We start from the raw sequence: 22,249 nt of genomic DNA on the forward strand, positions 1-22,249 counted from the left end.
GCCAGGCCTTTGAACACCAGGTCGCAGGCGGCCTGGTAGGCCATGCTGGTGTCGAAGTGGCCGGCCATGGGCTGGTACAGCGGGTCGCCGGCGTTTTGGGCGTCCACCACGGCGGCCATGCGCTCAAAGGTTTCCTTGATCTGTGCTTCGGTCACCACGCCGTGGTGCAGCCAGTTGGCCATGTGCTGGCTGGAAATGCGCAGCGTGGCGCGGTCTTCCATCAGGCCCACGTTGTGGATGTCGGGCACCTTGGAACAGCCCACGCCCTGGTCCACCCAGCGCACCACGTAGCCCAGAATGCCCTGGGCGTTGTTGTCCAGCTCTTGCGGTTTCTCGGCGTCGGTCCAGTTCGGATTGCTGCTCACGGGAATGGTGAGCAGGCCGGTGAGCAGGTTGTCGCGCTCGGCGTTGGCGTCGATCTTTTCCAGCTCTTTCTGCACGTCGCTCACCAGCACCTGGTGGTAGTGCAGGGCGTGCAGGGTGGCGCCGGTGGGGCTGGGCACCCAGGCGGTGTTGGCACCGGCCTTGGGGTGGGCAATTTTTTGCTCCAGCATGGCGGCCATCAGGTCGGGCATGGCCCACATGCCTTTGCCAATTTGTGCCTTGCCGCGCAGGCCACAGCTCAGGCCCACCAGCACGTTGTTGCGCTCGTAGCTCTGAATCCAGGCGCTGGCTTTCATGTCGCCCTTGCGCACCATGGGGCCGGCGTGCATGGCGGTGTGCATTTCGTCGCCGGTGCGGTCCAGGAAGCCGGTGTTGATGAACGCCACGCGGCTGGCGGCAGCGGCAATGCAGGCCTTCAGGTTGACGCTGGTGCGGCGCTCTTCGTCCATGATGCCCAGCTTGACCGTGCTTTCAGGCAGGCCCAACACCTGCTCAACGCGGCCAAACAGTTCGGCGGCAAAGCCCACTTCGGCGGGGCCGTGCATTTTGGGTTTGACGATGTAGACCGAGCCGGTGCGGCTGTTGCGGATGGGGCCGCTGGCCAGCTGGCCGTGGCCTTGCAGGTCGTGCAGCGCGATGGTGGTGGTGACCACCGCGTCCATGATGCCTTCGGGAATCTCTTGGCCTTCGGCGCCCCACAAAATGGCCGGGTTGGTCATGAGGTGGCCCACGTTGCGCAGGAACAGCAGGCTGCGGCCGTGCAGGCGCACTTCGGCGTCGCCCTGGGGGCTGGTGTACACGCGGTCGGCGTTCAGGCCGCGCTTGAAGGTTTTGCCACCCTTGGCCACGTCTTCGGTCAGGTCGCCCTTCAGGATGCCGAGCCAGTTGCTGTAGGCCAGCACCTTGTCTTGCGCGTCCACGGCGGCCACGGAGTCTTCCAGGTCCAGAATGGTGGACAGCGCGGCTTCCATCACCAGGTCGCTCACGCCCGCGGCGTCGGTCTGGCCGATGGGGGTGGCGCGGTTGATGATCAGGTCGAAGTGCAGGCCGTTGTGCACCATCAGCACCGACGACGGTGCGGCCGCGTCGCCCTGGTAGCCCACCAGCTGGGCGGCGTCTTTCAGGCCGGTGGTGGCGCCGCCTTGCAGCGTCACGTGCAGTGCGCCGTTGGCGATGGCGTAGCCGGTGGAATCGGCGTGCGAGCCGCTGACCAGCGGGGCCGATTCGTCGAGAAATTTGCGGGCGAAGGCGATGACCTTGGCGCCGCGCTTCTCGTTGTAGCCCGGGCCTTTCTCGCAGCCGTCGGCTTCCGAAATCGCGTCGGTGCCGTAGAGCGCGTCGTACAGGCTGCCCCAACGGGCGTTGGCGGCGTTCAGGGCGTAGCGGGCGTTCAGAATGGGCACCACCAGCTGCGGGCCGGCCTGCAGTGCCAGCTCGGCGTCCACGTTGGCGGTGGTGGCTTGGGCGTCAGCGGGCACCGGCACCAGGTAGCCAATGGTTTCCAGAAATTGGCGGTAGCCGGCCATGTCGGTGATGGGGCCGGGGTTGGCCTGGTGCCAGGTGTCCAGCTCGGTCTGCAGGCGGTCGCGCTCGGCCAGCAGGGCGGCGTTTTTCGGGGCCAGGTCGGCCACGATGGCGTCAAAACCTTGCCAGAACGTGGCTTCGCTCACGCCGGTGCCGGGCAGCACGCGGCTGTTGATGAAGTCGAACAGTTCGGTGGCGACTTGCAGGCCGTGGATGGTGGTGCGTTGTGTCATCGGATAGCTCCAGGAAAAAAGGCTTCGACAGGCTCAGCCCGAAACGGTGTTGAAAAAGGAAACAGATTCAGTCAAAGAATGCGAGCACATCGCGCAGGCTGTGGCCGGTGCGTGTGGGCTGGGTGCCGAGCTCTTCAAACGGCATATTCTGGCGGTTGACCCACAGCGTCTGGTAGCCGTACCAGGTGGCGGCCAGCGCGTCCCAGGCGTTGCTGCTCACAAACACGATCTGGCGGGCAGGCAAACCGGTGGCTTTCTCGCCCAGCGCGTAGGCGGCGGGGTGGGTTTTGTACAGGCGGATCGGGTCGGCGCTGATGACGTGGTCGAGCAAGCCGTCCAGCCCGGCGCTGCGCACGGCAATGCCCAGCATGGCGGGGTCGCCGTTGCTCAAGATGCCGGTGGCAATGCCGCGCGCGCGCAGGGCTTGCAGCACCTCGCGGTTTTCCGGGAACGCGCTCAGGCTGCGGTATTGGTTGAGCAGTTGGGCGGCGCGGGCTTCAAAAGCGGCCCAGTCTTGCCGGGCCGCTGGCGCCACCACCTTGATGGCGTAGGCCAGGGCGCGCTGCGTGAGCGCCCAGAACGGCTGGTAGTGCGCGCCACCGTTGCTGGTGGTCACCAGGCGGGTGTATTCAATCTGTTTGTCGCGCCACAGCGTGCTCAGGCGCTGGCCTTGGCCGGGAAACAATTGCTCGGCCAGCAGCGCCACGCTGTACACATCGAACAGCGTGCCGTAGGCATCGAACAAAACAGCGCGGGGTTTTTCCATGGCTGAACTTTATTCGATACCTGATGCGCCATTGATTTCCTGATAAGCGATTTATCTGTGACTTTTAGTGGGCTAATGCTATGGCCGATCGGGTGCCTGGCCATCGACCGGGTGCCATGGCCCATCAGCACCCCACCGTTGCAGATGGTCCAGCAGCAGCTGCGCCGCCGGGGTGAGCGCGCCCGCGCCACGAAAGCACAGGGCGAACGCGCGTTCGGCCCAGGGTTCGTCCAGCGGCACCACGCGCAGGCCGTATTGCGCCGCACGCGGCAGGGCCACTTCCATCGGGATCACGCTGATCGCCAGCCGTGTGCGCACCACGCGCAGCGCGGCTTCGAAGTCGGTCACGATCATGCGGTATTTCAGGTGGCGACCTATTTCGGCAGCGGCGCGCACCAGCAGCGCCTGCACCGCGCTGTTCACCGGCAGGCCCACGTAGTCCCAATCCAGCGCGTCGGCCAACCGCAGCCGATGGGCGCTGGCCAGCGGGTGCCCGGCGTGCATCACCAGGCCCAGCCGGTCTTGGCGGTAGGGCGCGGTGCCGAGGCCGCGCAGGTCGGCGCCGTGCGGGCTCTGCCAGCAAATGCCCAGCGAGGCCACGCCGTCGCGAATGCCTTGCACCACCTGCGGGCTCGCGCGCACCTCCAGTTCCACGCGGATGCCCGCGTGCTCGGGCGCTGTCAGGAAATCGGCCACGTCGTCGGCCAGCCGCTCGGCCATGACGGACGCCGTGGCCAGCACCCGCACCTGCCCGCGCACACCCGCCGCGTAGGCCGCCATGTCGCGCTCAATGCGCTGTGCGCCCAGCAGCAGTTCGCGGGCGTGCTCCCGCAGGCTTTCGCCAGCGGGTGTGGGCTCCACGCCGTGGCGCTGGCGCACCAGCAGCGGCGTGCCCAGCTGCGCTTCGAGCTGCGCCAGGCGCTTGCTCACCGCGCTGCCCACCAGGCTGGCGTCGGCGGCGGCGCGGGCGATGTTGCGGGTGTCGCACACGGCCACGAAGAGGCGCAGGCTGGTGAGGTCAAGGTCGCGCATGGTGTTGTTCCGGTTGGGAATCTCTGAGGTTCCAAAATACCGCTTTACAGCATTTTGGTGAATCCTAAACTACCCCCCAACCGGCACAAGCTCCGGGTAGGAGACAAGACATGAACAACACCCTCACCGTGCGTGAGATGGGTCGGTGCGACGGCCTGCACAGCATCGCCCACGGGGTGTGTGCATGATGGATGCCCCGACGAACAACCACGCCCCCATGAACACCGAATTCACCGAACCCACCGAGTCCACACCTTCTGCCCCGCAGCCGCTCAAGGGCCTGCGCGTGGTCGAGTTCACCCACATGGTCATGGGCCCCACCTGCGGCATGGTGCTGGCCGACATGGGGGCCGAGGTCATCAAGGTGGAGCCGATCGACGGCGACCGCACGCGCCACCTGCTGGGCTCGGGCGCTGGCTTCTTCCCCATGTTCAACCGCAACAAGAAGAGCATCGCCATCAACCTGCACACACCCGAAGGCGCCGAGGTGGCGCGCCGCCTGGCCGCCAGTGCCGACGTGGTGGCCGAGAACTTCAAGCCCGGCACCATGAAGAAATACGGGCTGGACTATGAAACCCTGTCGCAGGTGAATCCGCGGCTGATCTACGTGAGCCACAAAGGCTTTTTGCCCGGCCCCTACGAGCACCGCACCGCGCTGGACGAGGTGGTGCAGATGATGGGCGGCCTGGCCTACATGACCGGGCGCCCCGGCGACCCGCTGCGCGCGGGCACCAGCGTGAACGACATCATGGGCGGCATGTTCGGCGCCATCGGTGCGCTGGGTGCGCTGATCCAGCGCGGCATCACCGGAAAAGGCCAGGAAGTGCAAAGCGCGCTGTTTGAAAACAACGTCTTCCTGGTCGGCCAGCACATGCTGCAGTACGCCATCACCGGACAGGCGGCGGCGCCCATGCCCGAGCGCATCTCGGCCTGGGCGGTGTACGACGTGTTCACGGTGAAAGATGGCGAACAGATCTTTCTGGCGGCGGTGAGCGACGCGCAGTGGGCCACGTTTTGCGACGCGCTGGGTTTTGCCGACCTCAAGGCCGACCCGCGTTACCCGGACAACAACGCCCGCGTGAAGCAACGCCCGCAGTTGCTGCCGGTGCTGCGCGAGCGCCTGGCCACCTGGCGCGCAGCCGACCTGGCGGCGCTGTTTGAAAAGGTTGGCCTGCCGTTTGCCCCCATCCGCAAGCCCGAAGAGCTGTACGGCGACGAACACCTGCTGGCCACCGGCGGCCTGGCCGACATCACCCTGCCCGACGGCGCACGCGCCGGCCAGACCGCCAAGACCACCCTGTTCCCCTTCACCATGGACGGCCACCGCCTGGGCGTGCGCCTGCAGCCGCCCACACAAGGGCAGCACACCGCCGAGGTGCTGCAAGGCCTGGGCTACACCGAAGCCGACATGGCCCGCCTGCGCGCGCAGGCCGCCGTGGCCTGAACCCCCTCTTGTTTTCAATGAACCCCATGCCCGATATCCACATCAGCGAAGTTGGTCCGCGCGACGGGCTGCAGTCTGTCAAAGCCACCATGCCCACGGCCGACAAGTGCCGCTGGATCAGCGCGCTGGCCGCGGCCGGTTTGCGCGAGATCGAGGTGGGCTCGTTTGTGCCCGCAGCGCTGCTGCCGCAAATGGCCGACGTGGCCGAGGTGGTGCGCCACGCGATCACCCTGCCGGGCTTGACGGTGATGGCCCTGGTGCCCAACCGGCGCGGCGCCCAGGCGGCGCTGGCCGCCGGCGTGCACAAACTCACCCTGCCGGTGTCGGCCAGCGAAGCGCATTCGCTGGCCAACGTGCGCAAAACGCGCGAGCAGATGGTGGCGGAGTTGCGCGACGTGATCGCGCTGCGCAACGAACAGGCCCCCGGCGTGCCGGTGGAGGTGGGCTTGTCCACCGCGTTTGGCTGCACGCTGCAAGGCGCGGTGGCTGAAGACGATGTGATCCGCCTGGCGCTCGCCTGCGTGCAGGCGGGGGTGGACGAAGTGGGCTTGTCGGACACCACCGGCATGGCCAACCCGGCGCAAGTCAAACGCCTGTTCACCCGGCTGCGCGCCGAGCTGGGCGAGCGCGCCGGCGCGGCCCACATGCACAACACGCGCGGCCTGGGCCTGGCCAACTGCCTGGCGGCTTTTGACGTGGGCGTGCGCAGTTTTGACAGCTCGCTCGGCGGCCTGGGCGGCTGCCCTTACGCGCCCGGCGCCAGCGGCAACGTGGTCACCGAAGACCTGGTGTTCATGTTCGAGGCCATGGGCGTGCGCACGGGCGTGGACCTGGCCGCCCTGATGGCGGCGCGCGCGCCGCTGAAGGCGGGGCTGCCCGGCGAGCCGGTGTACGGCATGACGCCCGAAGCGGGGCTGCCCAAAGGCTGGGTGCAGACGCCTCAGCCCGCCTGCCGTGCCATCGGCCTCTGAAGCGGGTGCTGCTGGAGGCGCTCAGCCGCCCGCAGCCAGCTCGCGCACCACATTCGCGACCGATTCCGCGTCGGGCAGGTGCGACAGGGCGCCGATGAGCTCGTCGCGCACCTGGCCCAGCAGCGCTTCAAAGCGTGCGTCGTCCACCCCCAGGGCGGCGGCGTACGACTGCACCAGGGTGCGTTCTTCGGCACTCAGGTGACCATCGGCGTAGCCGCACATCAGGCACATCAGCACCACCGTGTCGGCCACGTCGGCCGGGCAACCGACCATGGCCGTGGCGTCAAAGGCGTGGGTGCCCGACAGCATCGCCGACGTGGTGGGCATGTCGGCCGAGCGCGAGCTTTCGTAGAACTGGCCGATCAGGGCCGCTTCGGCGGGGTGCATGCCATCCACCAGGGCCACCGACAACATGGCCTGGGTCAGCTGGATGACCTGGGTGGCGCTCAGGTTCTGGTCTTGAATCGTTGGCATGAATGGCTCCTTGTGTGGGGTGGGTCAGCGGATCAAAGGATCAACGGGTCAGGGCGCGCCGTTTGGCGGCGATCAGGTGGCTCTGGATGTCGGCGAGGGCCATGTCGCGGAAACGTTTGGGCAGCATGGAGCGGCGCGAGGTTTCCGACACCGCCAGCAGCTCCATGAACTCGATCATGTCGCGCTCCTGCGGCGGCATGAAGTCGGCGGCGGCCTGGGTGAGGGCGTCGGCGTTCAGCGGCGTGGCCTGGTTGCGTGCCAGTTCCACAGCCAGCAGCGCCAGCGCTTCGAGGTCGGCGTTGGAATAGCCGGTCAGCGTGTCGCACAGCGTCAGCAGTTCTTCGGTGCTCGCCACGCAGGGCTCTTGGTAGCGCGAGAGCACGGCCCGCAACACCTGCACGCGTTCGGCTGCGGTGTCGCAGTAGAAGAACGGGATCTTGCGGTCCAGCCGGCCGGGGCGTTTGATGTCGGAGTCGAGCTTGTCGGGCCGGTTGGTCATCATCACGAACAGCACCTGGCCGCGGTTCTCGGGCTCGGCCATGAATTCCTTGAGCCGCGCAATCACGCGCGAGCTGGTGCCGCCGTCGCTGTCTTCGCCGCCGCCCGAGCCAAAGCTGCGGTCGCCTTCGTCGATGATCACGGCGATGGGGCCCATGGCCTTGACGGTGGCGAGCACGCGCTCCAGGTTGGCCTCGGTCGAGCCCACCCACTTGGAGCGGAAGTTTTTCAGCGCCACGGCCGACAGGCCCGCCTCTTTCAGGAAGGCTTTGATGACGAAGGTTTTGCCCGAACCCATGGGGCCGACCGCCAGCAGGCCCATGGGCGTGAGCGTGGTTTCACCGGCCTTGAGGTTCTTGGCGATGGCCATCAGCTCGTGTTTGATGTGCTCGTGCCCGCCCACCGCCGAGAGGCCGTGTTTGGGTTCGATGAACTCGATCAGGCCCGCGCATTCCTTCTCGATCATCTCGCGCTTGCGCGCGTGGATGACTTTCAGCACCTCTTGGTCGGCGTCGCCGGTGGGCAGGGCTTTGCCGGGCTCAATCAGGCGCGTGATCTCGGCGGGCGTCATGCCGGCGGTGATGGTGGCCAGCGTGTCGGCGCGGGCGGCTGCGTCGGGCGTGCCGTCAAGCAGCTGGCCGATCAGCGCGCGGCGCTCGGCCTCGCTCAGGCCATGGCCTTGGGAGCCGGCCAGGATGTTGGCGAGCTGCACCGTGCGCAGGCCGCTGGTGCGCTCGGAAAACAGATCGATCTGGTGCGCGCTGAGCTTGGGCGCAAAAAAGCCGATCACTTGCTTGCGCAGCGGCAGGTCGGGCATGGGAATTTCGATGGCCGCCACCTTGGGGTTGGACAGCAGGCCGGGGTTGATCGCACCCAGCGACTCGGTGATGAGCACGACGATGTTGTCGCCCTGGGTCAGCGTCTGGTCGAGCGACCAGCGGTGGAACACCAGGTAGGTCTGGCGGTCGGTCTGCGCCATGAAGCTCGGGTCGCCAGCGGGCAGCAGCGCGTCGGCATAGGGCACGATGACGGCGGTGGACGGCTGCGCGCGCATGCGCTGCTCCAGCGCGTGCAGCGCGGCCAGCAGGTCGGGCTCGGTGCCTTCTTCATGCTGGCGCAGCAGCGCGCGCTGCTTGTCTTCGCTGGTGCCCGAGAGCACGCGGATGCCGCGCTCCAGGCTCACCTCGCACACGTGCTGCTTGGTGTCCTTGAACAGCGCTTCCACCAGAAATGAGCCCAGGTTGTGCAGCTTGTCGCCCACCAGCACGTTGTCGAACACGTTGCGGTAGAGCACAAAGGTGGACGCTTCACCCGCGAGGTACTTCTGCCGCAGAACCTCGGCCCATCGGGGCAGCTCGTGGCGCGGGGGGGCGGGTGCGTTCATGCGGGGGCGGCTCAGAGCGTCTTGGTGGGGGCGGCCTGCGCGGCAGCGCGCGCCTGCTTCATGGCTTCGAGCTGCGCCTTGGCCGTCACGCTGCCGCTGCTCTGGCGCAGCTTGTTCAGGCGCACGTCGAGGTCGGAACTCTGCAGCTCGGCGCCCAGACTGGCCTGCGCCACCTGGCTCTTGATGTGGTCGCGCACGGCGCCCAGCGCCTGCACCTCGGCGTCCACCGACAGGCCGTCAAGCTGGCCCTGGATCTTGATGCGGGCCTGCGCGCTGTGCATCTGCGCCAGCATGCGTTCTTTCTCGGCCTTGAGCTTGTCGATTTCGGACTTCACCTGGATCAGCGAATCTTTCGCGCCGTCGGCATCGGCGGTGGCCTGGGCGGCATCGGCGCGCAGCTCGGCGATGGCCGCGTCCAGCGCGTTCTTCTTCTGGATCAGCACCACGGCCAGGTCGTCCTGGTTGGTGGCCATGGCCGCCTCCAGGTCGGTGCTCACGGCGGCGAGTTCGCGTTCGCTGGCTTGCAGGCGCGAGGTGATCTCCTGGCGGCGCGCGATGATGGCGCCGGTGGCCGCCTTGAGCTGGGTGTACTTCTGGATCATCGACGAGATCGCGTTCTGGTACGCGATCTCGGGGTGTTCTTTCTCGATGTCCGAGACCCACAGCGAGATGAAGCCGGTCCAGAGGTTGGCGAGGCGGGCGAAGATTGCGTTGTTGGCCATGGGTGCTCCTGGTTGCGTTCGGTGGTGGTTGAGTATCAGGTTTTCTGGCGGGCTGCGGCCTGTGCCGTGGCCGCGTGGGCTGCGGTGCCGGGAGCGCTGACGCGCGGGGCCGGGTGGCCAAACGCGGCCAGGTCGGTGACGTCGAATTCGGCGGCCACTTCTTCGGCGATGCGCAGGCGCGAGAGCGAGTCTTCGAGCTTGCTGCCCATGTCGCTGGCGTAGGGCGAGGTGATCACCAACTGGTACACCTCTTCCATCTTGTCGGGCATGGCCAGCAGCGTGGCTTCGAGTGCGCTGCGGCGCACCGCGAGGCGGCGCGAACGGTTCAGCGCCTCGGTGTATTCGGCGAGCGTGGCGCGCAGCTGCCGCGCCTCGTTGTCGCCCAGCGCGGGGTTCTGCAGTTGCGCCTGGACTTGGGCGATGCGGCGGTTGACCTGATCTTCCCGGATCGGTTCTTTGCGGCGGCGCAGCGAAGCGTTGACCGCACTCAGGCCGAGGTAATCGACCGTCAGGGCGTCGAGTTTTTCGACGTCTTGTCGGGTCAGCGTGGTCTGCCGGTCGCCCGCCGTCTGGTAGAGCGCCTGCACGCGTTCCCACATGTGCTGGTAGGTGGCGAGGGCGTCGGACTCGCCGCGCTCGCGCAGCTCGGCAACCAGCAACTGGCGCCGCTGGCTCAGGCGCTGGTGCTGCGCCTCGCGGTCGACCCAGGCCTGGAACGACGGCAGGCTGGGCACCATCAGCGCCGCCAAAATTTCGGTGCCCAGCGCCAGCGTGCCCACCAGTGCCAGCCCCGACAGCCCCATGGGGATGGACGCAAAGATGGCCACCACACCGGCCGCGAGCAGGGCGGTGCGGTTGGCCGGGTGGCGCAGGAAGGCGCCCAGGTAGGACGGCTTGTCGCTCAAGGGCGTGGCGGGCGTGGCGCCGGTGTCACTGGCGGTGTCACTTGGCGAAACGCGACCAGATGCGGTTGATCTCCTGCTGATCCTGCTCGGACAACACCGGGATCGGCGACGAGCGGCTCAGCGCGGTGGTGCTGGGCACCACGGCCGGGTTGCTCTTCACGCTCGCGCTCATGAACTCGCCGGCCTTGAGGTTGGCGTTGGCATAGCCCACGGTGTTGGAGACCTTGGCGATCACCTGGGGGCGCATCAGGTAGTCGATGAACTGGTGCGCGGCGCGTTTGTTTTTCGCGTTCGCCGGCACGGCCATGGCGTCGATGGCGAGCAGGCCACCGTCGGCCGGCACGCGGTACTCGACCGAGCCGCGCGACTTGCCCTGCGCCTGCACCGCGTCGCCCGAGAACCCGATGGCGACGCAGAGCTTGCCGTTGGCCAGCGCGTCGATGAACTGGTCGGTGGGGATGACCTTGACGGTGCCGGCGATGCGCTCCATCACCTTCTCGGCGGCGGCAATCGACGCGCGGCCGGCCCACTTGGGCTGGCCACCGGCCATGGCCGCGAGCGGGATCACATCGGACGCCGAATCGACCACGCCGATGCCGCACGACCGGAAGCGCTGGGCGATGGCCGGGTCGAACACGGTGGCGAGCGCGTCCATGGTGTGGCCGGGAAAGGCCTTGCTGGTCAGCTTGGGGTTCCAGGCGATGCCGACCGTGTACCACATGTAGGGCAGGCTGTAGGCGCCGTCCTTGTCCCAGGCGCGCAGGGTGGCGTCGACGCGCGGGTCGATGTTGTTCAGGTTTTTCAGGCTGGCTTTGTCCAGCTTGCCGAGCAGGCCCTTGGCCGCCATGCCGGGCACGGCGTTGGCGGTGGGGAACACCACGTCGTAGGGCGTGCCGGCCGCGCCCAGGCGGGCCTGCAGGTCGTCGTTGTCGGCGAAGATGTCGTAGACCACGCGGATGTTGAATTCCTTCTCGAAGTCCTGCAGCACGCTGGGCTCGATGTAGTCGGGCCAGTTGAGCACGCGCACCGTTTCCTTGGCGCCGGCGCCCGCGCCGTTCACCGCGCGGCGCAGGTTCATCAGCACGGTGGAGGTGATCAGGCCGTCCACGCTCACGCCCTGCGACTCCTGGAAGGCCTCGGTGGCCACTTGCGTCTGCGGGCCGAAGGTGCCGTCGAGCGGGCCGGCGTTGAAGCCCAGCTTGCCCAGCAGGATCTGCGCCTCGCGCAGGCCCGCTGCGTCCACGATCTTCTCTTTGCCCTTGTAGTTGCCGCTGGACCAGTTCTGGCTGGTCCAGATGTGGCGGCGGATCGCGTTGAGCAGCGCGTCGTTGACCTCGCTGGCGGGCGCCGTGCCGGTGCGGGCGGCAAAGGCGCGCAGGGCGTCCAGCGTGGCCGGGGTCAGGGTGCCCGAGGGCGTTTCACGCAGCAGGCCCAGGCGGGCCAGCAGGCGCTGCGCCGACTCGACCTTGGCGTTGCGCGCGCCAGCGGGCGCAGCGGTGGTGGTCTTGGGTTCGGCGGTGCCGAAAACGAAGCCCTGGGCCTGGGCCGTGCCGGTGATCCAGAGGCCGCTGAGCAGGGCGGTGGCCAGGGCGATGAGGCGGAGTTGCATGGGGTGTCCTTGGAAAGAGGGCGGGTGCGGCCTCACTGGCCGGGCGCGAAACAGATGGCGTTGCGGGACTGGGCCAGCTGGAAGAGTTTGGCGGCGGCTTCCTGGTCGGCCGCGATGCCGCCCTGGCCCTTGAGCGTCATTTCGCCCAGGTGGCAGGCCGCCCCGGCGTCGCCACCCTGCACCGCTTGCTCCAGGTGGGGGCGGGCCTGCGCAAAGTCGCCGCTTTCCATCCAGCGGCGGCCCTGTTCGGCGTGCTCTTGCGGCGACAGGCCCCCGCTGGGGTTCGCCGCAGCGGCCTCGCTGGGCGGTGGTGGCGTGCTGGATGGCGTGGGCGTGACGCTGGGTGCTGGGGGCTCCGACGGCGCTGGCTGGGCGCTGGGGGCGGTGGCGCTGGGCGGCGTGTTGAAGCGCTCTTTCAGCGCCAGGTGCCACACGGCCGACGCCATGGCGCCGACCACGGCCAGGCCGATCAGTCCTTTGGAAAGCGGGGTCAAACTGGCCATGGGTTCATTCCTGGGCGGCGGCGGGCGCGCCAAATTGGGTGGACAGCTGCTGCAGCCGCTGGCTGAGCTGCGACAGGCTGGCCAGTTGCCCGGCCGTGTGTTCCCGGGCGGCCTGGAGCTGTGCCTCCTGGGTCGCCATCTCCTGCGCGGCGCGCGACACCTCGCGGGCGATCAGCGCCTCCAGTTCGGACACTTGCTGGCGGATGTCGCCCACGACTTTTTCGCGCCGTGCGGTGGTCGATTCGATTCGGGCCCGGGTGTCGCGCTCCAGCGCCTGCAGGTTCAGCTCCAGCAACTCGCTATGCATGGCCAGGGCCTGCACCTTGGCGTGCGCATCGGCCAGCGGGTCGTTGATCGTCCACGACTCGTCGGCGGCGTCCATGGCCTGGATGACCATCAAACGGGTGGCTGCGTCCATCGCGCTGAGGCCTTCGATCAACCGCAGCAGGCGCTCGGCCGGGTACAAGGACGCGGGCACGCCCGCCTGGGCGTAGATCTCGTCGAGTTTCAGGGGCGATCCAGCCGCCATGGGCGTGTCGGCGGGCGGTGGTGGGGGTGTGGCGGCGGCCTCGGGGGGCGGCCCCTCGGGCGGTGGCGTGGGCGCGGCGGTCTCGTGGGGTGCGTCCATGCGGACCAGCCCAGCCTTTTCCAGAAAGCCCATCATGCCCTTCATGTGTGTTCTCCAGCATCGTGTTGGTCTACAGCGCCTGCGCACGGCGGCACGGGTGTGCCGGGCCCGAGCCAGCCCCATGCTGTGGCACTCGGTGCGGACCCCGTGGGGAGTTTACGGCAAGGCCGGCAGCAACCGCCGTTTGCCGCCATGCCAGGGCCGCGTGAGCGCCCTTGAAAACCGGCCTGCCCTCGGGTGGGGCATCTGCACCATTGATCACCTGAAACGCTGTCAATTCGGGCCGGTTGCGGTTGATTGGATCCTGCCGCTGGGGTAATCTGCCCGCCATGGACAAGCTCAAACAGCTCGAAACCTTCACCTCGGTGGCCACCCGTGGCAGCCTGACCGCCGCCGCCCGGGCCGAAGGCGTGGCGCCGGCCATCATTGGCCGCCGGCTTGACGCGCTCGAATCGCGCCTGGGCGTCAAGCTCATGGTGCGCACCACCCGGCGCATCACGCTCACGCACGAGGGCAGTGCGTTTCTGGAAGATTGCCAGCGCCTGCTGGCCGATCTGGCCAATGCCGAAGCCAGCGTGAGCGCGGGCGGCGTGAAAGCCAGCGGCCACCTGCGCCTGACCGCACCGGCCGGTTTTGGCCGGCGCCATGTGGCGCCGCTGGTGCCGCGCTTTCGCGAGTTGCACCCCGAGGTCACGATTTCGCTCAACCTGAGCGACCGCGTGGTGGACGTGGCGGGCGAAGCCTACGACTGCGCCGTGCGCGTGGGCGATCTGCCCGACTCGTCGCTGGTGAGCGTGCGCCTGGCCGACAACCGCCGCCTGTGCGTGGCCGCGCCGCGCTACCTGCAGCACCATGGGCGGCCGCAAACCCCGTCCGATCTGGCCCGCTTTGACTGCCTCACGCTCAGCAGCGACGCTTCACAAACCCGGGGCTGGGCCTTTGCCATGCCGGCGGCCGAAGGCGGTGCCAGCGAGCTGGTGCATCTGCGCCCCGGCGGCCCGCTCGACTGCTCCGACGGTCAGGTGCTGCACGCGTGGTGTGTGGCGGGCTATGGCATTGCCTGGCGCAGCACCTGGGAAGTGGAGTCCGACATCGCCGCTGGCCGCCTAGTCACGGTGTTGGACGACTACGCGGCCCCGCCCAACGGCATCTACGCCCTGTTTCCGCAGCGCAAACACCTGGCCCTGCGGGTGCGGCTGTGGATCGACTTTTTAAAGCACCACTACGGGCAGGCCGATTTCTGGGCGGGACCCTGAGCGGCTGAGCGCCCCCGGTTCTGGTCAGACGTTGGCCTGGAGAAATTTGGTCCAGTTGCCGATGTTGTAGACATCGCGGTAACCGTTTTTCTTCAGCACCAGCTTGGCCATGCCGCTGCGGGTGCCGCTGGCGCAGCACAACACCACCGGTGCCGACTTGGGAATTTCGCCCAGCCGCTGCCCCAGTTCGCCCAGCGGAATGTTCACCGTGCCTGGCGCATTCGCCGCGGCGAACTCACCCGCCGAGCGCACATCAACCCACAAGGCGCCCTGCTGCTTGAGCGCCGGCAGCAGCGCCACCACGCGCCGCGCGTTCCACCATTTGTAGCCCAACCACAGCGCCAGGGCCAGCAGCGGCCAGTAGTTCGCCAAAAAGCCTTGAATGTCCATCGTGTTCCTTAGTGGGGGGAGTATTCCAAAAAACACGATTTTCGCAGCAAACCACCGGGATGACGCAGGGCTTGGAAAGGCTGCGGGACCCGCGCCGCGCCACAGGCGTTTCAGCTCGTCAGCGGCCCATACAGATCGGTGCGCCGGTCGTTCAGGTAGGTGTGTTGGCGGGCCTGTGACAGGGCGGCGTGCTCCAGCGTGACCACCCGCAGACAGGGTTCGCGATCGGCGCGGGCGAGCGTGGTGCCGCGCGCGCCGGCCACGGTGCTGAGCCCGCCGTAATGCACCGCGCCCTCGCTGCCGCAGGCGTTGGCATAGGCCACAAACACCCGGTTTTCGCAGGCGCGGGCGGGCACCAGCAGGTTTTGCACTTCGTCAAAGCCGATCATGTTGGCCGTGGGCACCAGCACCGCGTCGGCACCTTGCAGCGTGAGCCCGCGCACGGTTTCGGGGAACTCCACGTCGTAGCAAATCAGCAGGCCCAGGCGCCAGCCGCGCCAGTTGAACACCTGCGAAGCCGCCTCGCCCGCGCTGAATTGCGCGCGGTCCATGTCGCCAAACAGGTGGGTCTTGCGGTAGTGGGCCAGGCGCGTGCCGTCGGGCCCGATGACCTGGGCCGCATTGAAGGGCTTGCCGTACGGGTTGTGCTCGGGGTAGCCGTAGACGATGGCGATGCCGTGGCGCTGGGTGACGGCGGCCACGGCTCGCGCCAACGGGCCATCGCACGGCTGTGCAAGCGCCGCCACGCGCTCGGGACCGATGGCGTAGCCGGTCAGCGCCATCTCGGGCGTGATGAGCAGGTCAGCCCCCTGCGCGCGGGCCTGTGCAGCGGTGGCATCCAGCCGTTGCAGTGCGTCGGCGGGTGAGTCCGCATAGGGCGTTTGCCAGAGGGCGAGGGTCAGGGTGTCTTGCATGCCGCGATCTTGTGCCCGAAGGCGTCAGTCCGGCAAGGCCACCGGCCCGATGCCCGGAAACAGTTCGCCCGGCCCCGGGTTGTCCGCCGGGCACTGGCCGCCGAGCTGGTGCACGATGCCCCAGACGGCGTTGAGCGAGGTCTGCACCGCGCCTTCCACCCAGGCGGGCGTGAACGACACGTCGTCACCCGCCAGAAAAATACCGCGCTCGGCGGGCGGCAGGCCGTCTTGCATGAAGTGGGCGTACATGCGCTGGTTGTAGCGGTAGTGGCCGGGCAATGCGCCCTTGAAGGCGCCCAGAAAATACGGGTCGGCCTCCCACGAGATGGTGATCGGGTCGCCCACGATGTGGCGGGCAATGTCCACGTTCGGGTAGATCTTTTTCAGCGCGTCCAGCGCCAGCTGCACGCGCTTGTGCGGTGGGTGCGGCAGCATCTTCAGCGCGTCGCTCATCCAGGCGTAGCTCAGGCAGATCACGGCCGGTTTCTCTGGCCCGTTGTCAAACAGGTAGGTGCCGCGCGTGAGCCGGTCGGTAAGCGTCATGCTCAGGGTGTCGCGGCCGGTGGCGGCGTCCACGTCTTTCCAGAACGGGCGGTCCACCATCACAAATGTTTTGCTCGACTGCATGTAGCGCGTGCGGTCCAGCGCCATCCACAGCTTTTGCGAAAACAGACTTTCTTCCACTGCAATCTGCGTGGTGAGCAGCCAGGTCTGGCAGGTCACCAGCACCGCTGCGTAGTCGCGCACGGTGCCCCAGGCGTCGGTGATGGCGAGCTGGCCGCTGCGTGCGCGCGCAATGGCCGTGACACCCGGGCGCGTGGCACCGCCGTGCAGGCTGGCCAGCGAGGTGCCGGGTGGCCAGTGCGTGATCTGCTCGGGCGCGTGCGTCCACAGGCCCAGCGGCACCTGCTGCACGCCGCCGGTGATGAGGTGCTGGTCTTCGTCGCAGCCGGTGAGCACCACCCGCAAGATCTCCAGCATGGTGTTGGGAAAGTCCGAGTCCCAGCCGCCGGTGCCAAAACCCACCTGGCCAAACACCTCGCGGTGGCGGAACGAGAGCTTGCTGAACGCTTCGGATTGCGCGATGAAGTCGTAAAACGTGCGGTCGTCCCACAGTGGCACCAGACGGTCCCACAGGGCTTTCAGGCGGGGCACATCGCGCTCGCGCAGCGCCTGCTGCAGGTCGCCAAAGCCCAGTTCGGCCAGCGCGGCGCTCCAGGCTTGCGCCACTTCGGCAAACAGGGGCGGCAGGTCGGCCAGCGTGCGGGCGTAATGCGTCTGGCCCTCCAGGTCCACCACCGTGCTGCCGGCCGCGGGCGTGAGCGGGTTGGGGAAGGGCTGGGTCTGCAGGCCGAGCAGATGCACGTAGTGGTAAAACGCCGTGCTGGAGGCTGGGAAGCGCATGCCGCCCAGCTCGGCCACCACGCCCTGGCCGCCTTCAAACGGCTGCGAGCGCAGCCGACCACCCATGCGCGAAGCCTCGTACACCACCGGCTTCAGGCCCAGCTTCATCAGCTCATAAGCCGCCACCAGGCCGGCCATGCCCGCGCCCACAATGGCCACTTCTGTGCCGTGCGCGCTGGCGGGCAGCGTGGCCAGGCCCTGCGGGTGTTTCAGCCAGTCGTCGAAAGCAAACGGGAAGTCCGGGCCAAAAACGGTGACCGGGGCGGGGGTGCGGCGGGTGGTGGTCATGGGCTTACACCAGCGATGAAATCAGCCAGGCGGCGGTGCCCCACATCATCAGCGCCACGGCGCCGTCCAGTGCACGCCAGATGTGCAGCGAATTGAGCCGGCGGCCGAGCCAGAAGGCGGCGCTGCCCAGCACCACAAACCACACCAGCGAGCCCGTGGCCGCGCCCAGGCCAAACGAGGTGCTGCCCTGCCCGTAGGCCAGCGACGCGGTGCCGATCAGCACGGCGGTGTCGAGCCAGGCGTGTGGGTTGAGCCAGGAAAATGCCAGCGCTGAGAGGATGGCCTGGCGCTGCGTCACCGGGGCGGCGGCCCCTTGGGGCTGGCCCTGGTCGCCGTTCGCCAGCGCCAGCGTCTGCGGTTTCAGAAAACGCTGAAACGCCTGCCAGCCGTACACGCCGAGAAACAGCACACCCGCGCCAATGAGCGCGCCGAGCAGCTTGTCGCTCAGGCCGCCGAGCTGGGCCAGGCCGAACACGCCCAGGCCAATCAGCACCACGTCGGCCAGGGCGCACACCGCCACCGTGAGCCACAGGTGCTGGCGCTGCAGGCCCATGCGCAGCACGTGGGCGTTTTGCGGGCCAATCGCCATGATCAGCGAGATGCTGAGCACCATGCCGGCGGTGAAGGTGGGGAAGGTCAGGACCATGGGAATCTCCGGGAGCGGGGCGGTTGTGGGGGTCGAATCGGGTTCGAATGACCGCCAGTGTGTGCCAAACGGGTTTTTATTTAAATCAATGTAAATTAAACTCTTATCACTCAATTAATTTTTAACCAAAACATGCTGGACGCCCGCCAACTCGAAGCCCTGGCCGCCGTGGTGGAACACCGTGGCTTTGGCCCGGCCGCCCAGGCCTTGTCGCTCACGCTGGCGGCGGTGTCGCTGCGCATCAAGGCGCTGGAAGACACCCTGGGCCAGCGCCTGCTGGTGCGCGGCAAGCAGGTGCGCGCCACCCCGGCCGGGCAGGCGCTGCTGGGCCATGTGAAGCAGGTGCGCATGATGGAGGCCGACTTGCTCAGCGGCCTGCAAGGCACCGAGGCGCGCAGCGGCGTGCGCTGGCAGAGCCTGAGCGTGGCGATCAACGCCGACTCGGTGGCCAGCTGGTTTTTGCCTGGCGTGGCCCCGGTGTTGCAGCGCCACCGCTTGTTGCTTGAAATCTTGATCGACGACCAGGACCACACCCACGATGCGCTCAAAAGCGGCGACGTGATCGGCTGTGTCACCACGCTGGCCGAGCCCATGCGCGGTTGCGTGGCCGAGCCGCTGGGGGTCATGCGCTACCGCTGCGTGGCCGCGCCCGCCGTGGTCCAGCGCTGCCGCACGCCCGCTGGCGCGGTGTCGCCGCACAAGCTGCTGTCGCACCCGGCCATCATCTTCAACCGCAAAGACGCGCTGCAAGACGCGTTTCTGGCGCAGCACTTTGGTCTGAAGCAGCCCAACTACCCGCGCCACTTTGCCCCGGCGGTGGAAGCGTTTGAAACCGCGATTGAACTGGGCCTGGGTTGGGGCATGGTGCCCGAGCAGCACCTGGCAGGTCGCCCGGGCCTGCAAGAGGTGCTGCCCGACGCCACGGTGGACGTGGGGCTCTACTGGCAGCACTGGGCGCGCGAGTCGATCTCGGCCCAGCGGCTCACCGGCGCGGTGAAGGCTGCGGCGCGCCAGCACCTGCGGCCGATGCCCCTGGCGAATCCTGCTTGAGCAGGACTTGCGTGCGTAAAGCCACCGTGGTGCTTCGCCTTGCCGTCCGTTGGGGTTGTACTGCCTGCGGCTCCCAGCCCTGACGGCTTTGCGCAAGTTCTGTTGAGGCGGCTGTGGCTCAGAGCCTGGGCGTTTTTCAGACATGAGCGAAAAACGCTCAACCGCTCAGGCGTGCAACAGCCGCCCGCCGCCAAACGACCAGTTTTCCCACAGGGTTTCCTTGAAGCACACCAGGACGTGCTCGGTCTGCAGCCCAGCCGCTGACAGCGATGCCATGAGGTGGGCGAGCACGGCACGCTTGACCTTCACGCTGCGGCCCGCTGACCACAGGATTTCGATCAGGGCGAAGTCCGGCGTGCGATCGGTGCTCAGGTCGGGGTAGCGCGGGTCGAAGCGGAAGTCCGCTTCGCTCAGCGCCAGCACACGTTGGAAACGGTCGGCGAGTGGCACGCCGCTGGACACCAGGGCCGCATGCACGGCATCGAGCAAGGCGGCCTTGTGGGCTGGGGTCGACGATTGACGAACGGTCAGTGTGACGAGTGGCATGGTGTGCTCCTCGCGCTTCTCAGGTTGCCAAGTCCGGTGCTGCCCCGGCCCGGTGGCGCCGCAGCCGGGCCTGCAGGCGCTGCGTGCTGCGCGCAAGGCGGGCATTGGCCCCCACCAGGTTCACGCGCGTCCAGGCCGAGTCGGCGCCGCGCCAGAATTCGGTGACCGCTTCCTGGCGCAGGTGTTCGGCACGGTGGCGTGCGCGGGCGTAGTCGTGCGGGTCGGGGTGGGTGGGCTGGTTCATGGTGGACTCCTGTGCGGTGGTGGCTTGGGTGTTTCACTGTATTGAGATGTCCGGTGCGTGGAAACACCTTGAATCGCTTAATGGCTTTGCATTTTTTGCAAAACCAGGAGAATCCAGGCCATGAAACTCGATCTGGACGATGCGGCCCTGTTCCTGCGCGTGACCGAACTGGGCACCTTGTCGGCGGCCGCGCGCGAGCGCCATGCGCCGGTCAGCCTGGTTTCGCGCACCCTGGCCCGGCTGGAGGCGCAGTGTGGCGTGCGCCTGATGCACCGCACGACCCACGGCCTGAGCCTGACCGACGAGGGCGACACCTTTGCCGCCCACGCGCGCCGGCTTCTGGACACGCGCGACGAGCTGGCTGCGGCCTTCCAGCACAAGCGTGCCGGCCCCAGCGGCTGGGTGCGCCTGAGCGTGAGTCCGGGCCTGGCCGACAGTGTGATCGTGCCCAGCCTGCCCTCGCTCTACGAGGCCCACCCGCAGCTGCAGGTGGAGGTGCTGGCCGACGACCGCATGGTGGACATGGCGCGCGAGGGGGTGGACATCGCCATCCGCACCGGCAGCACCCACGGGGACAACCTGGTGGCGCGCCAGATCGCCCAGCACGGTCGCCAGCTGTGTGCCGCACCGGCCTACCTGGCGCGCTTCGGCACGCCGCGGCATCCCGACGATCTGGCGGCGCACCGCCTGATCACCAACAGCGCCAGCCCGGCCATGAACCGCTGGCCCTGGGCGAAGGGCCGCTCGCCCGACGGCTCGCCGGCCTACCTGCCCCGAGGCCACACCCGCACCGACAACTCGGCCATGTTGTTGGCGCTCACCCTGGCCGGTGTCGGCATCGGTCGGCTCAACGACATCTACACCAGTGGCCACATCGAGCGCGGTACCCTGGTGCCGCTGCTCGACGACTGGTTCGACCGAAGCCGGGTACCCATCTACGCGGTCATGCTGTCCGAACGCCACCGCCTGCCCAAGCTGCGCGCCTGCGTTGACCATTGGGCCCGATGGCTCTCGGGCGAGGTCACGGCAGGCCTTGTACCGGCCTGAAGCGTGTACCGAGGCCGCCGCCTAAAATCTCACCCCTATGCTCAAGATCAAACAAGAACTGCTCACCGGCCTGGCCATCGAGCTGGAAAAACTGTCCCCCGGTGCGGGTGCCCGTGCCGCGTTCGAGTCGCCCAAGGTGGCCGCCCACGGCGACTTCGCCTGCACCGCGGCCATGCAGCTGGCCAAGCCGCTCAAGCTCAACCCGCGCCAGCTCGGTGAAACCCTGCGCGCGGCGCTGTTGGCCCAGCCCGCCTACGAGCGCTGGGTGGCCAGCATCGACATCGCCGGCCCTGGCTTTCTGAACATCCGCTTGAAGCCCGAGGCCAAGCAGCAGATCGTGCACGAGGTGCTGCAAGCCGGTGACGCGTTTGGCGTGCAGCCGTCCAACGGCCAGCGCCTGATGGTCGAGTTTGTGTCGGCCAACCCCACCGGCCCGCTGCACGTGGGCCACGGCCGCCAGGCCGCGCTGGGCGACGCGATCTGCAGCCTGTTCCAGACCCAGGGCTGGGCCGTGCACCGCGAGTTCTATTACAACGACGCGGGCGTGCAGATCGGCACCCTGGCCAAAAGCACGCAGTTGCGCGCCCAGGGCTTCAAGCCCGGCGACAGCTGCTGGCCCACCGACCCGGCGAATCCCGAGAGCAAAGCCTTCTACAACGGCGAATACATCCAGGACATTGCCGACGACTTCCTGGCCAAGAAAACCGTGGCGTCCGACGACCGCCGCTTCACCGCCAGCGGCGACGTGGCCGACCTCGACAGCATCCGCGAGTTCGCCGTGGCCTATCTGCGCCACGAGCAGGACCTGGACCTGCAGGCCTTTCAGGTGAAGTTTGACCACTACTACCTGGAGTCCAGCCTGTACACCAGCGGCCGCGTGGACGCCACGGTGCAGAAGCTCATTGAAGCCGGGAAAACCTACGAGCAAGACGGCGCGCTGTGGCTCAAGTCCACCGACTACGGCGACGACAAAGACCGCGTCATGCGCAAGGGCGACGGTTCGTACACCTACTTCGTGCCCGACGTGGCCTACCACATCGCCAAGTGGGAACGCGGCTTCACCAAGGTGGTGAACATCCAGGGCACCGATCACCACGGCACCATCGCCCGTGTGCGCGCCGGCCTGCAGGCCGCAGGCGTGGGCATTCCCCAGGGCTACCCCGACTACGTGCTGCACACCATGGTGCGCGTGGTCAAGGGCGGTGAAGAGGTGAAAATCAGCAAGCGCGCCGGCAGCTATGTGACCCTGCGCGACCTGATCGAATGGACCAGCAAGGACGCGGTGCGCTTCTTCCTGCTCAGTCGCAAGCCCGACACCGAGTACACGTTTGACGTGGACCTCGCGGTGCAGAAGAACAACGACAACCCGGTCTATTACGTGCAGTAC

Annotated in this window: 22 protein-coding genes; 6 read left to right on the forward strand and 16 right to left on the reverse strand. The window is 67.7% G+C overall.

Annotated elements, in window-relative coordinates:
• From Q7J58_RS13755 to Q7J58_RS13765, 3 genes are all read right to left on the reverse strand, one after another.
• On the reverse strand, window positions 1–2,141 hold a 2,141-nt coding region (locus Q7J58_RS13755), incomplete at its 3' end, for a malate synthase G (RefSeq protein WP_304829007.1).
• Window positions 2,142–2,208: 67 nt separating this feature from the next.
• Window positions 2,209–2,907 (reverse strand): haloacid dehalogenase type II, encoded by a 699-nt coding sequence (locus Q7J58_RS13760; protein ID WP_304829010.1) that lies wholly within the window; start codon window positions 2,905–2,907, stop codon window positions 2,209–2,211.
• Window positions 2,908–2,985: 78 nt separating this feature from the next.
• Window positions 2,986–3,939 (reverse strand): LysR family transcriptional regulator, encoded by a 954-nt coding sequence (locus Q7J58_RS13765; RefSeq protein WP_304829013.1) that lies wholly within the window; start codon window positions 3,937–3,939, stop codon window positions 2,986–2,988.
• Window positions 3,940–4,156: 217 nt separating this feature from the next.
• Between Q7J58_RS13765 and Q7J58_RS13770 the strand changes: the two genes are divergently transcribed.
• Both Q7J58_RS13770 and Q7J58_RS13775 read left to right on the forward strand, forming a co-directional pair.
• Window positions 4,157–5,383 carry a CaiB/BaiF CoA-transferase family protein gene (locus Q7J58_RS13770; RefSeq protein WP_304829016.1) on the forward strand — a complete coding sequence of 409 codons (1,227 nt, stop codon included), beginning with the start codon at window positions 4,157–4,159 and terminating at the stop codon, window positions 5,381–5,383.
• Window positions 5,384–5,400: 17 nt separating this feature from the next.
• Window positions 5,401–6,354 carry a hydroxymethylglutaryl-CoA lyase gene (locus Q7J58_RS13775; RefSeq protein ID WP_304829018.1) on the forward strand — a complete coding sequence of 318 codons (954 nt, stop codon included), beginning with the start codon at window positions 5,401–5,403 and terminating at the stop codon, window positions 6,352–6,354.
• A 21-nt stretch (window positions 6,355–6,375) separates the two neighbouring features.
• Here the strand turns inward: Q7J58_RS13775 and Q7J58_RS13780 are convergent, their stop codons facing one another.
• From Q7J58_RS13780 to Q7J58_RS13810, 7 genes are read right to left on the reverse strand one after another with little or no spacing between them, the layout of a single operon-like run.
• Window positions 6,376–6,828 (reverse strand): TerB family tellurite resistance protein, encoded by a 453-nt coding sequence (locus tag Q7J58_RS13780; protein WP_304829020.1) that lies wholly within the window; start codon window positions 6,826–6,828, stop codon window positions 6,376–6,378.
• A 40-nt stretch (window positions 6,829–6,868) separates the two neighbouring features.
• Window positions 6,869–8,710: an ATP-binding protein gene (locus tag Q7J58_RS13785; RefSeq protein WP_304829022.1), complete on the reverse strand. Its 1,842-nt coding sequence runs from the start codon at window positions 8,708–8,710 to the stop codon at window positions 6,869–6,871.
• 11 nt (window positions 8,711–8,721) lie between these two features.
• Window positions 8,722–9,432 (reverse strand): PspA/IM30 family protein, encoded by a 711-nt coding sequence (locus tag Q7J58_RS13790; protein WP_304829025.1) that lies wholly within the window; start codon window positions 9,430–9,432, stop codon window positions 8,722–8,724.
• Between the two features lie 35 nt (window positions 9,433–9,467).
• Complete coding sequence (locus tag Q7J58_RS13795; protein ID WP_304829028.1) at window positions 9,468–10,337, reverse strand: hypothetical protein; 870 nt, start codon at window positions 10,335–10,337, stop codon at window positions 9,468–9,470.
• Window positions 10,338–10,374: 37 nt separating this feature from the next.
• A complete protein-coding gene (locus Q7J58_RS13800) occupies window positions 10,375–11,946 on the reverse strand; it encodes an extracellular solute-binding protein (RefSeq protein WP_304829031.1) in 1,572 nt (523 codons plus the stop codon).
• Between the two features lie 32 nt (window positions 11,947–11,978).
• The gene (locus tag Q7J58_RS13805) at window positions 11,979–12,449 is read right to left on the reverse strand and encodes a hypothetical protein (RefSeq protein ID WP_304829033.1); all 471 of its coding nucleotides are present in this window, start codon (window positions 12,447–12,449) and stop codon (window positions 11,979–11,981) included.
• A gap of 4 nt (window positions 12,450–12,453) precedes the next feature.
• Window positions 12,454–13,122, reverse strand: a complete 669-nt coding sequence (locus Q7J58_RS13810) for a methyl-accepting chemotaxis protein (RefSeq protein WP_304829036.1) — start codon at window positions 13,120–13,122, stop codon at window positions 12,454–12,456.
• Between the two features lie 284 nt (window positions 13,123–13,406).
• On the opposite strand from Q7J58_RS13810, the gene Q7J58_RS13815 reads away from it, so the two are divergent.
• Window positions 13,407–14,333, forward strand: a complete 927-nt coding sequence (locus Q7J58_RS13815) for a LysR family transcriptional regulator (protein WP_304829039.1) — start codon at window positions 13,407–13,409, stop codon at window positions 14,331–14,333.
• A 24-nt stretch (window positions 14,334–14,357) separates the two neighbouring features.
• Here the strand turns inward: Q7J58_RS13815 and Q7J58_RS13820 are convergent, their stop codons facing one another.
• The 4 genes from Q7J58_RS13820 to Q7J58_RS13835 all read right to left on the reverse strand — a co-directional run bounded on the left by Q7J58_RS13820 (window position 14,358) and on the right by Q7J58_RS13835 (window position 17,975).
• Entirely contained in the window at window positions 14,358–14,723 is a 366-nt protein-coding gene (locus Q7J58_RS13820) for a rhodanese-like domain-containing protein (RefSeq protein ID WP_304829042.1), read from the reverse strand.
• Between the two features lie 110 nt (window positions 14,724–14,833).
• Window positions 14,834–15,637 (reverse strand): carbon-nitrogen hydrolase family protein, encoded by an 804-nt coding sequence (locus Q7J58_RS13825; RefSeq protein WP_304829045.1) that lies wholly within the window; start codon window positions 15,635–15,637, stop codon window positions 14,834–14,836.
• A 24-nt stretch (window positions 15,638–15,661) separates the two neighbouring features.
• Window positions 15,662–17,329: an NAD(P)/FAD-dependent oxidoreductase gene (locus Q7J58_RS13830; protein ID WP_304829048.1), complete on the reverse strand. Its 1,668-nt coding sequence runs from the start codon at window positions 17,327–17,329 to the stop codon at window positions 15,662–15,664.
• Window positions 17,330–17,333: 4 nt separating this feature from the next.
• Window positions 17,334–17,975, reverse strand: coding sequence for a LysE family transporter (locus tag Q7J58_RS13835; RefSeq protein WP_304829051.1), 642 nt, complete (start codon window positions 17,973–17,975; stop codon window positions 17,334–17,336).
• A 132-nt stretch (window positions 17,976–18,107) separates the two neighbouring features.
• On the opposite strand from Q7J58_RS13835, the gene Q7J58_RS13840 reads away from it, so the two are divergent.
• Entirely contained in the window at window positions 18,108–19,025 is a 918-nt protein-coding gene (locus tag Q7J58_RS13840) for an HTH-type transcriptional regulator ArgP (protein ID WP_304829053.1), read from the forward strand.
• Between the two features lie 165 nt (window positions 19,026–19,190).
• On the opposite strand, the gene Q7J58_RS13845 is transcribed toward Q7J58_RS13840, so the two are convergent.
• Both Q7J58_RS13845 and Q7J58_RS13850 read right to left on the reverse strand, forming a co-directional pair.
• Window positions 19,191–19,571, reverse strand: coding sequence for a tautomerase family protein (locus tag Q7J58_RS13845; RefSeq protein WP_304829055.1), 381 nt, complete (start codon window positions 19,569–19,571; stop codon window positions 19,191–19,193).
• 19 nt (window positions 19,572–19,590) lie between these two features.
• Window positions 19,591–19,815 (reverse strand): hypothetical protein, encoded by a 225-nt coding sequence (locus Q7J58_RS13850; RefSeq protein WP_304829058.1) that lies wholly within the window; start codon window positions 19,813–19,815, stop codon window positions 19,591–19,593.
• Window positions 19,816–19,935: 120 nt separating this feature from the next.
• On the opposite strand from Q7J58_RS13850, the gene Q7J58_RS13855 reads away from it, so the two are divergent.
• On the forward strand, window positions 19,936–20,862 hold the full coding sequence (locus tag Q7J58_RS13855; protein ID WP_304829061.1) for a LysR family transcriptional regulator: 927 nt from the start codon (window positions 19,936–19,938) through the stop codon (window positions 20,860–20,862).
• 37 nt (window positions 20,863–20,899) lie between these two features.
• The coding region (argS, locus tag Q7J58_RS13860) for an arginine--tRNA ligase (RefSeq protein ID WP_304829064.1) at window positions 20,900–22,249 on the forward strand (1,350 nt) is incomplete at its 3' end.

Origin of the sequence: Hydrogenophaga sp. (genome assembly GCF_030656115.1) — a bacterium.
Taxonomy (GTDB): Bacteria; Pseudomonadota; Gammaproteobacteria; order Burkholderiales; family Burkholderiaceae_C; genus Hydrogenophaga.

Bases quoted from the DNA above. Each gene is read 5' to 3' on its own strand.
- Q7J58_RS13760 (WP_304829010.1), bottom strand. From the start codon at position 2,907: ATGGAAAAACCCCGCGCTGTTTTGTTCGATGCCTACGGCACGCTGTTC.
- Q7J58_RS13765 (WP_304829013.1), bottom strand. From the start codon at position 3,939: ATGCGCGACCTTGACCTCACCAGCCTGCGCCTCTTCGTGGCCGTGTGC.
- Q7J58_RS13770 (WP_304829016.1), top strand. From the start codon at position 4,157: ATGAACACCGAATTCACCGAACCCACCGAGTCCACACCTTCTGCCCCG.
- Q7J58_RS13775 (WP_304829018.1), top strand. From the start codon at position 5,401: ATGAACCCCATGCCCGATATCCACATCAGCGAAGTTGGTCCGCGCGAC.
- Q7J58_RS13780 (WP_304829020.1), bottom strand. From the start codon at position 6,828: ATGCCAACGATTCAAGACCAGAACCTGAGCGCCACCCAGGTCATCCAG.
- Q7J58_RS13785 (WP_304829022.1), bottom strand. From the start codon at position 8,710: ATGAACGCACCCGCCCCCCCGCGCCACGAGCTGCCCCGATGGGCCGAG.
- Q7J58_RS13790 (WP_304829025.1), bottom strand. From the start codon at position 9,432: ATGGCCAACAACGCAATCTTCGCCCGCCTCGCCAACCTCTGGACCGGC.
- Q7J58_RS13800 (WP_304829031.1), bottom strand. From the start codon at position 11,946: ATGCAACTCCGCCTCATCGCCCTGGCCACCGCCCTGCTCAGCGGCCTC.
- Q7J58_RS13805 (WP_304829033.1), bottom strand. From the start codon at position 12,449: ATGGCCAGTTTGACCCCGCTTTCCAAAGGACTGATCGGCCTGGCCGTG.
- Q7J58_RS13810 (WP_304829036.1), bottom strand. From the start codon at position 13,122: ATGAAGGGCATGATGGGCTTTCTGGAAAAGGCTGGGCTGGTCCGCATG.
- Q7J58_RS13815 (WP_304829039.1), top strand. From the start codon at position 13,407: ATGGACAAGCTCAAACAGCTCGAAACCTTCACCTCGGTGGCCACCCGT.
- Q7J58_RS13820 (WP_304829042.1), bottom strand. From the start codon at position 14,723: ATGGACATTCAAGGCTTTTTGGCGAACTACTGGCCGCTGCTGGCCCTG.
- Q7J58_RS13825 (WP_304829045.1), bottom strand. From the start codon at position 15,637: ATGCAAGACACCCTGACCCTCGCCCTCTGGCAAACGCCCTATGCGGAC.
- Q7J58_RS13830 (WP_304829048.1), bottom strand. From the start codon at position 17,329: ATGACCACCACCCGCCGCACCCCCGCCCCGGTCACCGTTTTTGGCCCG.
- Q7J58_RS13835 (WP_304829051.1), bottom strand. From the start codon at position 17,975: ATGGTCCTGACCTTCCCCACCTTCACCGCCGGCATGGTGCTCAGCATC.
- Q7J58_RS13840 (WP_304829053.1), top strand. From the start codon at position 18,108: ATGCTGGACGCCCGCCAACTCGAAGCCCTGGCCGCCGTGGTGGAACAC.
- Q7J58_RS13845 (WP_304829055.1), bottom strand. From the start codon at position 19,571: ATGCCACTCGTCACACTGACCGTTCGTCAATCGTCGACCCCAGCCCAC.
- Q7J58_RS13850 (WP_304829058.1), bottom strand. From the start codon at position 19,815: ATGAACCAGCCCACCCACCCCGACCCGCACGACTACGCCCGCGCACGC.
- Q7J58_RS13855 (WP_304829061.1), top strand. From the start codon at position 19,936: ATGAAACTCGATCTGGACGATGCGGCCCTGTTCCTGCGCGTGACCGAA.